Source organism: Micromonospora echinospora (genome assembly GCF_900091495.1).
GTDB lineage: Bacteria > Actinomycetota > Actinomycetes > Mycobacteriales > Micromonosporaceae > Micromonospora > Micromonospora echinospora.
Window position 1 is genome coordinate 7,709,521 of sequence record NZ_LT607413.1, and the last position, 14,260, is coordinate 7,723,780.

The window sequence follows — 14,260 nt, forward strand, 5'->3', positions numbered from 1 at the left end:
GCCGATCTGGTGCAGGGTGGCCCGCCCCGCCCGGCACCGCTCCAGGTCCGCTCGCCCCGCCGGTCTGGTGCCCGGTGGCCCGCCCCGCCCGGCTCCGGCCGGACCGCTGGTTCCCGTGCGCCGACCAAGACGAAGAGACCGCCCGGGTGCCGGCTGGCCGCGCGCTGTGCGCGGCACCGGTCACTCGGACGGTCCGACGTCGCGGCCCGGGCCGAGGGCCCGGCCGGCAGCCTGCGGTCCCGGAGTGGGTAACCGCCCACCATCCGGTCCCGGCCGACCGGCCCCGGCCCGGGGCGCGGTCGCTGCCGACGCGTCCTCCTGCACTACCGCACTACTGCACCGCCCCGACCTGCCGGTGCTCCAGACGCCGCTGCCGGGGGATGGACATGGCCAGGGACTCCAGGCCGAGGGGCGGCGGACCGGCCTCGCTGAGACTCGGGTCGCCCTCGAGGATGGCCCGGTGCAACCGTTGCAGGTCGCCCGAGGGGTCCACCCCCAGCTCGGCCACCAGGGCCTTGCGTGCCCCCTGGTAGACGCCGAGCGCCTCGGAGCGGCGCCCCGCCCGGTAGAGCGCGAGCATCAGCTTGGCCTGGAACCCTTCGTGGGTGGGCTGCCGGGCGGAGAGCCCGACCAGCTCGCTGAGGAGTTCGTGGTGCCGTCCCAGCAGCAGGTCCGCCTCGATACGCAGTTCCAGGGCGCTCTTGCTCATCTCCTCCAGCCGCAGCACCTCCACCTGGAGGATCGGCCCCGGCGTGACGTCCACCAGCGCCGGCCCCCGCCAGAGCGCCAATGCCTCCCGGAGGATCCGGGCCGCAGTCTCCGTACGGCCGGACTCGAGCGCGGCGCGGCCCTGGGCGACGAGTTGCTCGAAGCGCAGCGAGTCGAGCGCCTCGGGGGCGAGCGAGAGCATGTACCCGCCTGCGAACGTCCGCAGATCCGACCCGGACACGGAACCCCCGGTGGCGACCGGCTGCGGGGCGAGTGCCCGTTGCAGGTGTTTACGGAGTTGGTACACGTAGGTCTGCAGGGTGGTGGTGACACTGGTGGGCGGACTGTTCTCCCACAGTTCTTCGATGATCTGTTCGTTACGGACGACGCGATTGGCACAAATTGCGAGAAGCGCGAGCACCCGACGCGGTTTTGGCGCCGTTGGCGTCATATCCATTTGGCCGACATGAACCGACAAGGGACCGAGCACGTTGATCTGCAATGCTGTCACATCCTTCTCTACGCCCTTGGGCCCCGGCCCGAATAGTGTCAGCGCAATTCCTGAACGCATTCAGGACCACATCATCGTCAGGCAATCCCCATTACCCAAACACACCTGACGGCTTGTGGGCGCAACAATACGTGAGCCGTGCGTTACCACACGTAACGCTGGGCACCGATACGCACAGTGGAATTCGCAGCGACGGGGCGCCCCCCAGCTGCCGCGTCTTGCCATCGTTACTCAGTGAGACATGGAGGTAACTCAAGGTGACACTAGCAGCCCCCCAGCTCCGACGGTCAACCATTGACTGAATCATCGATTGTCGAATCAAATATTTCCCGGTGCGGCAACACCGGCCATCCTGATCAACTAATCGATGCATGCCTCTGTTCATCACTATGCCCCATTGCAGGTTGCCGCACAAGCATGCACAGAAACCAAGAAGCTTTCGAGCGGGCTTCGAGGCACCCATGCATTGTTGGAGCAGGCTTCACAGGATGTAGTGAAATTGTGCGCGGCGACTCCGGGCCGAAGCAACCTCAATTACACCTGTCGGCGGGGCGGCGCCGCCATCAGAAATCAGTCACCGAGGGAACGTTTGCGCTGATCATGAGGGCACGCCGGGAGTTGCACCGGAGGCGCCCGACACCCCCGGGCGGGCCGTCGGCTCCACCGACGACGCGCAACCGTTCCGATCCTGGGCGTATACGATCGGTAGTGTTCGATCCTGACGGTCAGAGCCCTTAGGTCATGTATCGGAAAGATAAAGCTGTCAGCTGGCTGACACTGGAGCGGTCGCCACCCATCGGAACACTGCCCACCCGGCGCGGCATACCGCCCGGCAGCCCCGGCTGCCGCATGCCGAAAACCGGGGAGCACCTGGTGATAGCAGGATCTGGGCGTCCAAAAAGTACATCGAACTACATACAAGGCAGAGGAGGTGGGGCCGACCCGGACCGCCGCCTCAGCCTCCTCGCTCCCGCCCGCGGAGTCACCCCGCCGGACGGGTGACACCGGAGACCCACCGGCTCGAAGTGACACGCCGTCGGCACCGGCCCGACTCACCCGACCGGGGCACCCGCTGCCGCACGGCACCAGGCACAGGCATGGCCAGGCACCCAACCCATGAATGGGCATTCCTGGAAAACCCCTGGACATTTTCTGGACGCGCAACGGTGAGCGGAACGTCAGCAGTCGAACACGGATCCGCGCGGACGGCGGGAAAAGCAGAACGGCCGGCTCCACACCGACCGTTCACCATAGAACTGACGGACACCCCGAACAGCGCAGGACGCCACGACCATCCGAACCACCAGAGCGGACCATAGTCCAAAATGGATGGTACTAAGGGGATGGTCGTGGCGCGGATCGACAACGCGTTGGTCACAGGAGTCGGCGCTGCTGGTCCAGTTGTGAGGCGAAGAAGGCACTGGCCGCCGTCAGTATCTCGTTCACCCGGCGGAGTTCGGCGTTCTCGGCCCGGAGCCGGTGCAACTCCTCCGCCTCGGTCTCCGACAGACGCTCGGCGCGGGGATCGGGTCGCTCGCCACGCTCGATCTCGTCCTGCCGGATCCAGGTCCGCAGCGCCTCCGGGTGAACGTCGAGGTCCCGGGCGAGCTGCACGATCGGGGGCCGTGGATCGGATCCCCGCCACTGCTCCACCGCGCGGATCCGCAGCTCGTCCGGATACTTCTTGGGCGGCGCCATGAGCATCCCTCCCTCTCGTGCTTCCCGCGGCTCCGCACCGCGCCCGCCTGCAGATCCCCGTGAGCGGTCCAACCGTCATCGGTTGGACCGCCGGCGACGCGGATCATCGGGGTGAGCCGCGTGCCACTGACTGACCATGTGCTGTGTACGAGCACTCCGGCCGTGCCCCGGAGGCGCGACCGGTCCGGCGACGACCGCCGCCGGCTCCGCCGTGGGCCCGGCCGGGCCCACGGCGGCCGTCGTCGTCAGACCCCGACGGGCTCCCGCTCCTCCTCACGGGCCTCCTCGGCGGCACCGCTGTGCTCGAGGGCGACCCTGGGCAACGCCCGCTGCAGGAAACGGGGCAGCCACCAGGCCTTCTTGCCGAAGATCTGCATCACGGCGGGCAGGATCAGGCAGCCGATGAGCAGGGCGTCGGCGAGGATCGCGACCGCGAGCCCGAGCCCGAACTGCTGGAGCATGCGGGTGGGGCTGAGCATGAAGGCGGCGAAGACCACCACCATGATGGCACCGGCCGCGGTGACCACCTTCCCGGTCGTCGCGATCCCCTCGCGGACCGCCTCCGTCGGATCCTTGCTGCGCTCCCACTCCTCGTGCATCCGGGAGAGGAGGAAGACCTGGTAGTCCATGGAGAGACCGAAGGCCACCGCGAAGATCATGACCGGTACGTACGCCTCGATCGGTCCCGGCTCGACGCCGAGGCGCCCGTCCTGGAAGACCAGCGTCATGATGCCCAGCGCCACGCCCACGCTGAGCACGTTGAGCACCGCGGCGAAGAGCGGGATCAGCAGCGACCGGAAGACCAGGATGAGCAGGAGCGTGGAGAGACCGACCACGACGAGCACGAAGATCGGCATCTTCGCGGCCACCGCCTCGGAGAAGTCGACCGTGGCGGCCGTGCTGCCACCGATCAGATACCGCGCGCCGGTCTCCTCCGCCACCGGCGGCAGCACGTTCTCCCGGAGTCGGTCGACCAGGTCCATGGTCTCCTGGTCCTGCGGCTTCGACTCGGGCAGCACGATGATCAGGGAGAGGTTCTCACCGATCGTGTTCGGCGGTACGGCGGTGGCCACGCCCTCGGTCGCGGCGATGGCGCTCTGGGCGCGGGCCGCGTCCTCCGGGCTTCCGTCGGCGAGCACGATCAGCGGCCCGTTGAAGCCCGGTCCGAAGCCCTCGGCCAGCAGGTCGTACGCCTGGCGGCTGTGGGTGGACTCCGGGTCGTTGCCGGCGTCGGCGAAGCCCAGGTTCATGTTGATCACCGGAACCGCGAGCGCCACCAGGACCGCCAGCGGCACCAGCGCGTTCACCCAGCGGTACTTCTGCACCCAGGTCACCCAGCGCCGCCACTGCGTCCCCTCGGCGGCCTTGCCCTTGGCGAGCCGCTTCTGCACGCCCTTCTCGATCCGGCCGCCAACGAGGGACAGCAGCGCGGGGAGCAGGGTGAGCGAGGAGAGCATGGTGACCAGGACGGTCATCGCGACGGCCACCGCGACCCCCTGGAGGGAGCCGAGACCCAGCACGACCAGGCCGATCAGGGCCAGGATGACGGTGCAGCCGGCGAAGAAGACGGTTCGGCCGGCGGTGTCCTGCGCATTGATCGCGGCCTGCCGCCGCTCGACGCCCTTGAGCAGCTCGGAGCGGTACCGGGAGAAGATCAGCAGGGCGTAGTCGATGCCGACGCCGAGACCGACGAGCATCATCAGCGGCGCGGTGAAGTCGGCGATGGTCGCCACGTGCGACGCCAGCCCGATCAGGCCGATCGCCGAGCCCACGGCGAAGATGGCGATCACCAGCGGCAGGCTGGCCGCCACGATCGAGCCGAACAGGATCACCATGATGACGAGCGCGGCGAGCATGCCGGCGAACTCGGCGCCGCCGCCACCGCCCTCCTGCGCCGCACGGATCGGCGCGCCGCCGAGCTCGACCCGGAGCCCCTCGCCCTCGGCGGCGTCGGCGGTGTCAATGATCTTGCGGACGTCGTCGGCCGGCACGTCGGCGGACTGGCCGTCGAGCGCGACGGTGGCGTACCCGATGGTGCCCTGCTCCGAGATGCCGAAGCCCTCGTACGGGCTCTGCACGCCGGCGACGTGGGGCAGCTCCTTGACCTTCGCGAGCATCGACTCGATCCGGACCTGGGTGCCGGGGTCACGCAGACCGGCCTCGCGCTCGAAGACGACCTGGATCGACTCGCCGGACTGCACCGGCGCCCGCTCCTCGAGCAGGTCCAGGGACTTCTGCGATTCCGTGCCCGGCAGCGAGAAGTCGTTGCGGTAGTCACTGCCCACGGCCTGGGCCGCGACGGTGACGCCGGCCAGCACGAGAACCCAGAGCACGACGGCGATCCAGCGGCGCCGGTACGCCCAGCCGCCCAGCCGTTCGAAGACACTCGGGCGCCGCGTCGGCGAGGCTGCGGCGGTTGTTCTGGTCATCAGTGCTCGACCTCCTGAGACGCACGCTCAGATAGATAGCTTGTCTACTTGTAGCTACGCCACCTTAACAGGGAGATCCGTAGCCGGACTACAGCTCCGGTCGCGCTCGGGCCGCCTTCCGGCCGTCGCAGACGCAGGAACCCGGGGTCACCGGACACCGGATCGGGACCGCCCTCAGGGTCGCCGCCGCACGCCGCTGACCTGGGCCGAATCAACCGTTCCGGTACCCGGCCCCGACCTGACGGGCCCGGCGCTCCCCGCCCCGACTCAGGGTGAACCCTGCGTTTCCCCTGGAGTTCTCGACGACAGGTGGACGCTGTCGCGGATACGCAGCCAGGCTACGGGTGTACCGACCCCTTGAAACCCAGAGGTGATTGCCCATGCGCCCGCTCCGGCGAGTGCTGATCGCCGCCACACTCGCCGTCGTGCTCCTCTGCGCGGCCGGTATGGCGGGAGTGGTCTGGACGTTCAACTCCAGGACCATCTCCACTGCTGGCACGATCGAGTTCGTCCACGCGCTGCCGGTGCCGCCGCTGGCGCCCTCCACCGTGGACGGCCAGGGCCGGCGGGTCTTCGAGCTGCGGGCACAGACCGGACGGCACGACTTCGGCGACCGCACCGCCGACACCTGGGGCTTCAACGGGGCGTACCTGGGCCCGACCCTGCGGGCCGCCCGTGGCGAGCAGGTGCTGGTAAACGTGCACAACGGGCTGGACGAGGAGACGACCGTGCACTGGCACGGCATGCACCTGCCGGCCCGGATGGACGGTGGGCCGCACCAGATGGTGCCGGCCGGCACGAGTTGGCATCCCACCTGGACGGTGGACCAGCCGGCCGCCACGCTCTGGTACCACCCGCACCCGCACGGGGAGACCGCCCGACACGTCTACCGGGGACTCGCCGGGATGTTCATCCTGGACGACCCGACGAGTTCGGTCGGCGGACTGCCCGACCGGTACGGCGTGGACGACGTGCCGGTCATCGTGCAGGACAAGCGGTTCTCCCGGAACGGGAACCTGAACGAGAGCGCGCCGATGTTCAGCAGCGTCGGCCTGATCGGCGACACGATCGTGGTCAACGGCGCGACCGCGCCGTACCTGGACGTCACCACCGAACGGGTCCGCCTGCGGGTGCTCAACGCCTCCAACGCGCGGGTCTTCGACTTCGGCTTCGCCGACGACCGCGAGTTCGCCCTGGTCGGCACGGACGGCGGCCTGCTCGACCAGCCGTACCGGATGAAGCGGATCATGCTCTCGCCGGGCGAGCGCGCGGAGATCGTGGTCGAGGTCCGCCCGGGCGATCGGCCGGTCCTGCGCAGTTTTCCACCGGACCTCGGGGCGGACGCCTGGAGCGAGCGGTTCAACGGCGGCGAGGACACCTTCGACGTCCTCCAGCTACGCGCCGCCGAACGGCTCGACGACAGCCCCGAGCTGCCGTCCCGGCTGGTCGAGACGCCCCGGCTCGACCCCGGGGAGGCCGCCCGGACCCGGGAGTTCACGCTGAGCGGCACCCGGATCAACGGCGACGCCATGGACATGGACCGGATCGACCTCACGGTCACCAAGGGCACCACGGAGGTGTGGGAGGTGACGAGCCGGGAGGCCCTCCAGCACAACTTCCACATCCACGACGTTCAGTTCCAGGTGATCGACGTGGGCGGGGCCGCGCCACCGCCGCACCTCAGCGGCTGGAAGGACACGATCTTCCTGCATCCGAACACCACGTACCGGATCATCGCTCGGTTCGCCGACCACGCCGATCCGGACATGCCGTACATGTACCACTGCCACATCCTGTTCCACGAGGACGAGGGGATGATGGGCCAGTTCGTGGTGGTCGAGCCGGGGCAGAAGGCCGGCACGCCGCCGAGCGGCGGCCACGACGACGGCGGGCACGGTGGCGGCCACCAGGGACACGGCTGACCGCCCGCCGCCGGCGCGTGAACCGGACGCCGACCCTCCCCTGCCGGAGGGTCGGCGTCGGCCGTCGTACGGACGGTCGCCGGACGTCGGGCGTCACGCGGAGGGTCCGCCGGGGCGCCGGTCGTCGCGCGGACGGTCCGCCGGAGGTGTCACGGCCCACGCGTCGGCCGGTCCACCCCCGCGCGGGTCGGCCGCCGCCGGACTCAGGGCCCCGGTGGGATGTTGTGGTTGCGGTGGAAGATGTTCTCCGGGTCGTAGATCCGCTTGAGGGCGGCCAGCCGACCCAGGTCCGCCGGGCGGTAGGCGGCCATGGTCCGGCTCGGGTCGCTGAGGAAGTTGAGCAGCACCCCACCGGTCGCGTACGGACGCAGCCGCCGGGCGAAGGCCGCCATGTGCCCCCGCGCGACGGCGAGTTCGGCAGCGCGCAGGTGCGGGGCGACCGCGATCAGCGCGTACGTCGCGTCCCGGTGGCCGGACGGTCCGCCGTCGGCCAGCGGCCGGCCCAGCGCTCCGCCCACGTGCCGCAGCTCGACGACCGAGATCGGCGAACGGGTCGTCCCGGAACCCCCGATCTCGGCGAGCAGCACCTCGATCAACTCGTCGCTCAACCCCCGGAACAGGTCGGTGTGTTCCCGGACGAGCTGCGGGCCGGGCTGCGGGTCCTCCAGGCCGGCGGTCTCCGGCCAGGTCATCGGCGCGTACCCGCCGAACAGGGGTGGTCCGGCGACGGCCAGCAGGGGGGCCAACGCCCGCCGGCCGTGTGCCGCCGGGCCGGTGTGGCAGACGCGCACCGCCACCACCGTCCGGTCCCGCAGCGGTTCCGGGACGCCCGGCGCATCCGGCAGCCGCAGCAGCGTCAGCGCGGTGGTCAGCTCGTCGGGCAGGCCGGCGGCGTGGTCGCGGTGGCAGGCAAGGATCTCGCCGGCCCGTTCGCCCGGGAAGTACGCCACCCCGCCGTAGACCTCCCGGACCGGGTAGAGGCGGAGCAGGAGTTCGGTGACGACGCCGAAGTTCCCGCCACCGCCGCGCAGCGCCCACCACAGGTCGGCGTCGTCGTCGGGGCCAGCCACCAGGCGGTTGCCGGCGGCGGTCACCACCTCGGCGCGGAGCAGGCTGTCGGCGGCGAAGCCGTGCCGGCGGGACAGCCAGCCCACCCCGCCGCCCAGGGTGTAGCCGGCGACCCCCAGGGCGGACGAGGTGCCGGAGATGGGCGCCAGCCCGAACCGGGCCGCCGCGGCGACCACGTCGCCCCAGCGGGCGCCGCCGCCGACCCGCGCGGTCGCCCGGACCGGGTCGACGTCGACGTAGGCCAACCGGGAGAGGTTGAGCAGCACCCCGTCGTCGGTGGGGCGGATGGTGCCGTGTCCGGTCGCCTGCACCCCGACCGGTACGTCGAACTCGCGCGCGGTGATGACGGCCCGCGCCACGTCGGCCGCGTCGGCCACCTCGGCGACCAGGAGAGGCTGCTGGTCGAGGTCACGCCGCCAGGCCGACCGGCCGACGTCGTAGCCGATCGCGCCGGGCAGGTGGAGGCGGCCGTCGAAGTGCTGCCGCAGCCGGCGGGCCACGGCCTCCGCGCTGCGCGGCCCGGGACAGTCGTCCAGCGGGCCGTCGAGCAATCGGTCGGTCCCGGCCGGCGGGTGGGGGAGTTCGCCCCAGGGGACGGTCGGGACGGGAAGGTAGCCGTCGAACAGCACGGCGTCCTCCGGGAGCATCGGACGTCGCCCGGCTCCGGAGCGCATGGCGCGGGCGCAGGGAAACGCGAGTTCCGTCCCCACTCGGCCGGTCCTGCGTCGCTTCATGGAACGCACCCCTCGTCGTGTACCGCACCTTGCGTCACCAGATCATGACAGAAGGTGAAAGAGATCGGAATCGCGAGTCACTGGAGGATGTGTGGACAACCGCCACAAGGAGGTGCCGCGACCCCGCTGCCTCCGCCATCCCGCGCCTCCGCCGACCGGATGATCTGCACCTCACATCGGTGAAAGGGGCAACCCGCACCGGCGGTGGCTACATTTGGTGCCATGCCCGCCCTCTCCGTCGACGACGTGCTCGTCCTGCCCCGACTTCCCCGGTTGGACGAGTCGACGACCGCGTTCCGACCGGTCCGTCGCATGATCACCGCTCCCAGTGGCTTCGAGGGCGAGGGTTTCCCGGTCCGCCGGGCCTTCGCCGGGGTTCCCGTGTCGGAACTCGACCCCTTCCTCCACCTGGACCAGATGGGCGAGGTGGAGTACGCGCCCGGCGAGCCGAAGGGCACGGCCTGGCATCCCCACCGCGGCTTCGAGACGGTCACCTACATCATCGACGGTGTCTTCGACCACCAGGACTCCCACGGCGGCGGGGGCACCATCACCAACGGCGACACCCAGTGGATGACCGCCGGCACGGCCATGTAACCCAAGGCACATAGAGAAATCCTGCGCAAAGCGCTTCCCGGGGTTCGCGCTAAACGTTTGGCGCGATACGCTGTCGGCATGTCCCTCCCGATCACCGGGCCCGCCCTGGGCAGGCGTCGCCTTCGCGCGAGCATCTACATTCGCTTGTCCCACGCGGCCGACGCGTCGAACACGTCCCTAGACGACATGATCAACAAGTGCCGAGCCCTTCTCGCCGCCGAGGATTTCGAGGAGATCGCCCTTCATATTGACGACGGGATCTCGGGCGGTGTCCGCGACCGCCCCGAGTTCATCGCCTGGCTTGACGACGCCCGTCACGGCCGGTGCGAAGTCCTGGTCGCCCACCACGTCGACCGGATGACCCGCGAGGGCCTGAACGTGGCCGCAATGATCCTCGACGTACAGGAGGGGAAAGATCCGGTCACGGGCAAGATCGTCCGCCCGCCGGTCCGGCTCATGGACACGACGGGACTCGACTCCGACAACGGAACCGCGTTCCGCATCATGTTCCTGATCAAGGCCGAGACCGCCCGCGATGAGCGCGAGAACGCCCGCCGCCGTGTCGCCGGTCGCGCCACCCGGCTACGGCTGGCCGGACGCTGGCCGGGCGGGGAGGTGCCCTTCGGGTACCGGATCGTGCCGGCCCGGGACGGGAAGGGGAAGACCCTCGCCCAGCACGACGAAGAGGCCGCCGCGCTGAAGGACTGCGCCTCGCTGATCCTTCGCGGACAGACCCTCGGCCGCGCCGTCCGATGGATGAACTACCACGGGCCAAGCCCGCGCCGCGCCGAGCAGTGGTCGCGGACGACCCTCGCCCAGGCGCTCACCGGGGACCACATTCTCGGCAGGGTGACGATCGGGAACGTCCTTCAGCGGGACGCGAAGGGCTTTCCGTTCGCGCCGTTCCCCGAAGTGCTCGATCTCCCGACCGTGACCGCGCTGCGTCAGGCGCTTGCACGGAACGCCGACCCCACGAAGAGCCCCCGGGGTCCCCGTAAGCCCGCCCGCCTCGGGTCCCGGCTGATCGAGTGTTCCGGCTGCGGGAAGTTCCTCACGGTGACGAGGACGAAGACCGCCTACCGGCCGCGCTCCCGACCCGGCGAGGTGCGCCGGTACGAGCTGATCACGTACCGCTGTCAGGAGAAGTCCGAGGGTCGGCGCTGCGAGCGCCCCGTCCTGGTCTCGGCCCTGCCGTTTGAGCAGTACCTAGAGCGTCGCTTCCTGGAAGACTTCGGCCACGCGCCGATGTTCGAGGAGCGCGTGATCGTGGCCGACGGGGGCGCACTTGCTGCGGTAGAGGAAGCTCTCGCCGGCCTGCTCGCCCGCCTCGCCACCGCCGCCACCGCCGAGACCTTCGCTCAGCTTCAGGCGCTACAGGCTCAGCGGGACGAGCTGATCGCCGCACCCCGCGAACCGATCGTGACCCGCGTTCCGACCGGCCTTACGATGGCGGAAGAGTGGGAGGCCCGCGACACCGAAGGTCGGCGTGAGTTGCTGTCCGACGCCTACGAGCTGCTACGCCTCCACCCCGGGAAGCGTGGTGGGAAGGGCTACTTCGACCCGGCCCGCCTCGAAGCAATCCCGTTCGAGGGTGCCCACGACCCGGACCCCGAATTCGTGTAAACGGACCAACCCCGACCGGACGCCCTCGGCCCTCCCGCCGGGGGCGTTCGCGTGTTTACACGCCGCGCCGAGGGAGCGCCGGGCGAGACCGCCGGGTGACGAAGTGACCGACGTTTCGTCACTCCCCTATTACTTCTTCTAGAGGAGGAGGAGGAGTCTTAGACATAGATACGGGAGTGACGAAACGTGCGTCACTGCGTCACGCATGGCCGCCGGCCTGGGCGGGTAGGGGTCTCCTTACGCTTAACGCTCACCGTAGGAGGTACCCGCCGATGCGTACCGCCGCCCTGGCACTGACGCTCGCCCTCGCCCCTGCCCCTGCCGCCCCGCCGGGCCCCCTGCGTGACGCCGTCGGGGGCGTGGTCGACCGCCTGATTCCCGGCCGCCCGCCCGACGTGCCCCCGTCGCCGACCACGGTCCCCGTGACCGTCCCGCCGGCCCCGTTGGTGACTCCGGCCGGGTCCCCGAGCCCCGCCCCGACCAAGGCCCCCGCACCGGCCCGGACGACACCCGCCCACGTAACAGAGGTGGGGCCCGCGTCGTCTTCCCGTCCGAAGGGCACGTTGCAAGGCCCGACCGAGCCGGGCCCCGCCACACCGGGGGCGGCAACGCCCGAGGCGATTCCGGGCCTTGTCGGGCCGTGGGGTGAGCCCGCACCCGAGGACAGCGACCCCGCCCCGGGGCGGACGGTCTACGTCTTCGGCCTGGTCGCCCTTGCCCTGCCGGCCGCGTGGGTGCTCGCCCGCCGTCGCCGGCCGCGTCCTGCGGTCACCGCCGCGACGTACGAGGAGGCTTACGAGCTGGGCCGCGCCGACGAGCGGGCCGCAGCCGACCGCCCCTCGGCCCGCGTGATCCCGTTCACGCGCCGGGACAGCAAAAGGCCCCCGGCTAGGTAGCCGAGGGCCCGTCGTGCTGGTCGGGTCAGCGCTGCGCCACGCTGCCCACGAACGCCCGCCAGGCTGCGGGCGGGAAGGTCAGCGCCGGCCCTGCCGGGTCCTTCGAGTCCCGGACACCGACGACCCCGGGAAGGTTGTCGGCGACCTCTACACAGTCGCCGCCGTTACCGCCACTGCGAGTGCTTTTGCGCCACTGCGCCCCGGTCAGGTCCATGTCTTCGCCGCTTCCATGATGAGGTCTAGGGATCTTCCTCGCGGAAGCGCCTCACCTCGAATGCGCTCCCACCGCCGCTCAAGGGTAACAAGGTCGGAGGGCTGGTCGAGTATCGCCGCCCGCGCGGGGCTGTCGACGTGTGCGACCCGTGCGCCTTCGGGCATGTCGGCGATCGTGAAGGGCCCGTCAAGGCCCGGGTAGCTGGGCGCGTCCGCCGGCACGACGTGAAGTTGCACGCTGGGCAGGTCGGCGCACTGTACGAGGTGGGCGAGCTGCGCGGCCATGAGTGCCCGGTCGCCGCCGACGCGCCGCCGCAGTACGCCTTCGTCCAGTACGGCGACGAGCAGGGGCCCGCGCTCCCGCGTGAGGATGGACTGCCGGCCGAGCCTCGCGGCGACCAGCTCGTCTACCGCGTCGGTGCACAGCACCCCGCCCGCGAGGGTCGCCCGCGCGTACGCCTCGGTCTGAAGCAAGCCGGGCACCCACGCGAGCTGATACGCGCGCAGCGTGGCGGCCTCGCGTTCGATGTCGACCCACGGGCGGAACCAGACGGGCTCGCGGCGTAGCCCGACGTCCGGCCATAGTGTGTCGACATCTCGCCCGAGCAGTTTTGCGACGGCGACGCGGTGGCGACTCTGTGGAATGTGCCCAGGGTTTGCCCAGCGTTGCGCGGTCTTCGGGTGTACCCCTATCTGACCTGCGAGGCTTTCCGCTGTGTGCCCTGCCTCGGCGAGCGCCGCGACAAACGCGTGATTCATGCCTGTCCCTTCCCGGAACAAACGATCTGTCCTAAGGACATTAGACAACGCTGTGTGATTGTCAGGCAACCGTCGGCAGGCTGGTCTTCATGCCACGATCACGCCCGACATCGTCTGTCCCGTTCGCCCCCCGGCACCGTCCGGTCCTGCGCGGGTTCCGGCTGCGGTGCTCGTGTGGTCTCGCGTCCTGGCGACGCTGCCCGGACCGCCGGCACCCGCTGCGACCGGGCCCGCTCGCCGCCCCGCGCCACGCTGCGGAGGACAAGCCGAAGCCACCGCCGAAGCCCGACCCGAAGCCGAAGTCCGAGCCGCCTTCGATCCCCTGGCCGCCGCTGAACCCGATCGGGCCCTTCAGCCTTCCTTCTCGTCCGGTCGCCCAGGACGACGCGACTCAGGTCATCTGGCCGAACGCGTCGGGACTGGTCACGCGCGCCCAGCGCGAGCGCGGGAACGGGGGCCGCTGGTGGTAAGCGTGGCTTCCTCGGCGACGACGGACCCGGCCCTCGTTCACCGCCGCCGCTGGGCGACGGTGCGGTGTGTGGAGTGTGGTCGGCACTGGCCGTGCGACGCCTTCAAAACGGCTATGTTCCTGACGACCCCGGCGCAGCGCGCCGCCGCCGTGCTCCAAATGGTGGAGGAGGCGCGGCGGGTGAAGAGGGAAGGAATCGACATTCCCGCGCCGGCCCTCATCAGCCGGTTTCTGTGGTGGCTGAAGCTGGGCCGCAACGACGCCCAAATGCTGGCATGGGAGGTGTGGCCGAATGCCTCGGCCCCACCCCGGTAGCACGCACGTCTACAGTCGCCCGGCGTGGCGTTGCCGGACGTGTGGGGCCCCGTGGCCGTGTCAGCCGGCGAAGCTGCGTCTCCTCGGCGAGTACAAGAAAGACCGGCTCGCCCTGTCGATGTACCTCGGGACGCTGCTCGACGTCGCGGTGTCCGAGGTGCCCGCCGACAGTGGAGAGAACCTGCTCGAACGCTTCGTGTCGTGGGCGCGTCCGCCGCGCCGGCCGAGGTACTGACCTGCTGAAACTGCCCGTCCCGGTGTCGCCCGGGGCGGGCTCAAACTTTCTTTGAACACCTTGGGGTCCCCTGGCGCATAGGG

Annotated in this window: 9 protein-coding genes and 2 pseudogenes; 5 read left to right on the top strand and 6 right to left on the bottom strand. The window is 70.4% G+C overall.

Annotated features, from left to right (window positions below):
* Positions 1-331 precede the first annotated feature (331 nt).
* From GA0070618_RS32830 to GA0070618_RS32840, 3 genes and pseudogenes are all read right to left on the bottom strand, one after another.
* Complete coding sequence (locus tag GA0070618_RS32830; protein WP_331253120.1) at positions 332-1,279, bottom strand: AfsR/SARP family transcriptional regulator; 948 nt, start codon at positions 1,277-1,279, stop codon at positions 332-334.
* 1,350 nt (positions 1,280-2,629) lie between these two features.
* A pseudogene (locus GA0070618_RS32835) lies at positions 2,630-2,923 on the bottom strand (transposase); the annotation flags it as partial.
* Between the two features lie 239 nt (positions 2,924-3,162).
* Positions 3,163-5,346, bottom strand: coding sequence for an MMPL family transporter (locus GA0070618_RS32840; RefSeq protein ID WP_172900354.1), 2,184 nt, complete (start codon positions 5,344-5,346; stop codon positions 3,163-3,165).
* Positions 5,347-5,726: 380 nt separating this feature from the next.
* Between GA0070618_RS32840 and GA0070618_RS32845 the strand changes: the two genes are divergently transcribed.
* Positions 5,727-7,268: a multicopper oxidase family protein gene (locus tag GA0070618_RS32845; protein ID WP_088985107.1), complete on the top strand. Its 1,542-nt coding sequence runs from the start codon at positions 5,727-5,729 to the stop codon at positions 7,266-7,268.
* 203 nt (positions 7,269-7,471) lie between these two features.
* Here the strand turns inward: GA0070618_RS32845 and GA0070618_RS32850 are convergent, their stop codons facing one another.
* Complete coding sequence (locus tag GA0070618_RS32850) at positions 7,472-8,983, bottom strand: FAD-binding oxidoreductase (RefSeq protein WP_143740355.1); 1,512 nt, start codon at positions 8,981-8,983, stop codon at positions 7,472-7,474.
* A 309-nt stretch (positions 8,984-9,292) separates the two neighbouring features.
* On the opposite strand from GA0070618_RS32850, the pseudogene GA0070618_RS32855 reads away from it, so the two are divergent.
* Together GA0070618_RS32855 and GA0070618_RS32860 are read left to right on the top strand one after the other, a co-directional pair.
* Positions 9,293-9,664 (top strand): annotated as a pseudogene (locus tag GA0070618_RS32855) (pirin family protein); the annotation flags it as partial.
* An 81-nt stretch (positions 9,665-9,745) separates the two neighbouring features.
* Positions 9,746-11,290 (top strand): recombinase family protein, encoded by a 1,545-nt coding sequence (locus GA0070618_RS32860; protein ID WP_088985109.1) that lies wholly within the window; start codon positions 9,746-9,748, stop codon positions 11,288-11,290.
* A 921-nt stretch (positions 11,291-12,211) separates the two neighbouring features.
* Here the strand turns inward: GA0070618_RS32860 and GA0070618_RS32870 are convergent.
* Complete coding sequence (locus tag GA0070618_RS32870; RefSeq protein ID WP_088985111.1) at positions 12,212-12,400, bottom strand: DUF397 domain-containing protein; 189 nt, start codon at positions 12,398-12,400, stop codon at positions 12,212-12,214.
* Positions 12,391-13,158, bottom strand: a complete 768-nt coding sequence (locus GA0070618_RS32875; RefSeq protein ID WP_088985112.1) for a DUF5753 domain-containing protein — start codon at positions 13,156-13,158, stop codon at positions 12,391-12,393. Before GA0070618_RS32875 ends, GA0070618_RS32870 begins: the two co-directional genes overlap by 10 nt.
* Before the next feature lie 583 nt (positions 13,159-13,741).
* On the opposite strand from GA0070618_RS32875, the gene GA0070618_RS32880 reads away from it, so the two are divergent.
* Together GA0070618_RS32880 and GA0070618_RS32885 are read left to right on the top strand one after the other, a co-directional pair.
* Positions 13,742-13,942: a hypothetical protein gene (locus GA0070618_RS32880; protein WP_088985113.1), complete on the top strand. Its 201-nt coding sequence runs from the start codon at positions 13,742-13,744 to the stop codon at positions 13,940-13,942.
* Complete coding sequence (locus GA0070618_RS32885; RefSeq protein ID WP_088985114.1) at positions 13,920-14,177, top strand: flavin reductase; 258 nt, start codon at positions 13,920-13,922, stop codon at positions 14,175-14,177. Before GA0070618_RS32880 ends, GA0070618_RS32885 begins: the two co-directional genes overlap by 23 nt.
* Positions 14,178-14,260: the final 83 nt, after the last annotated feature.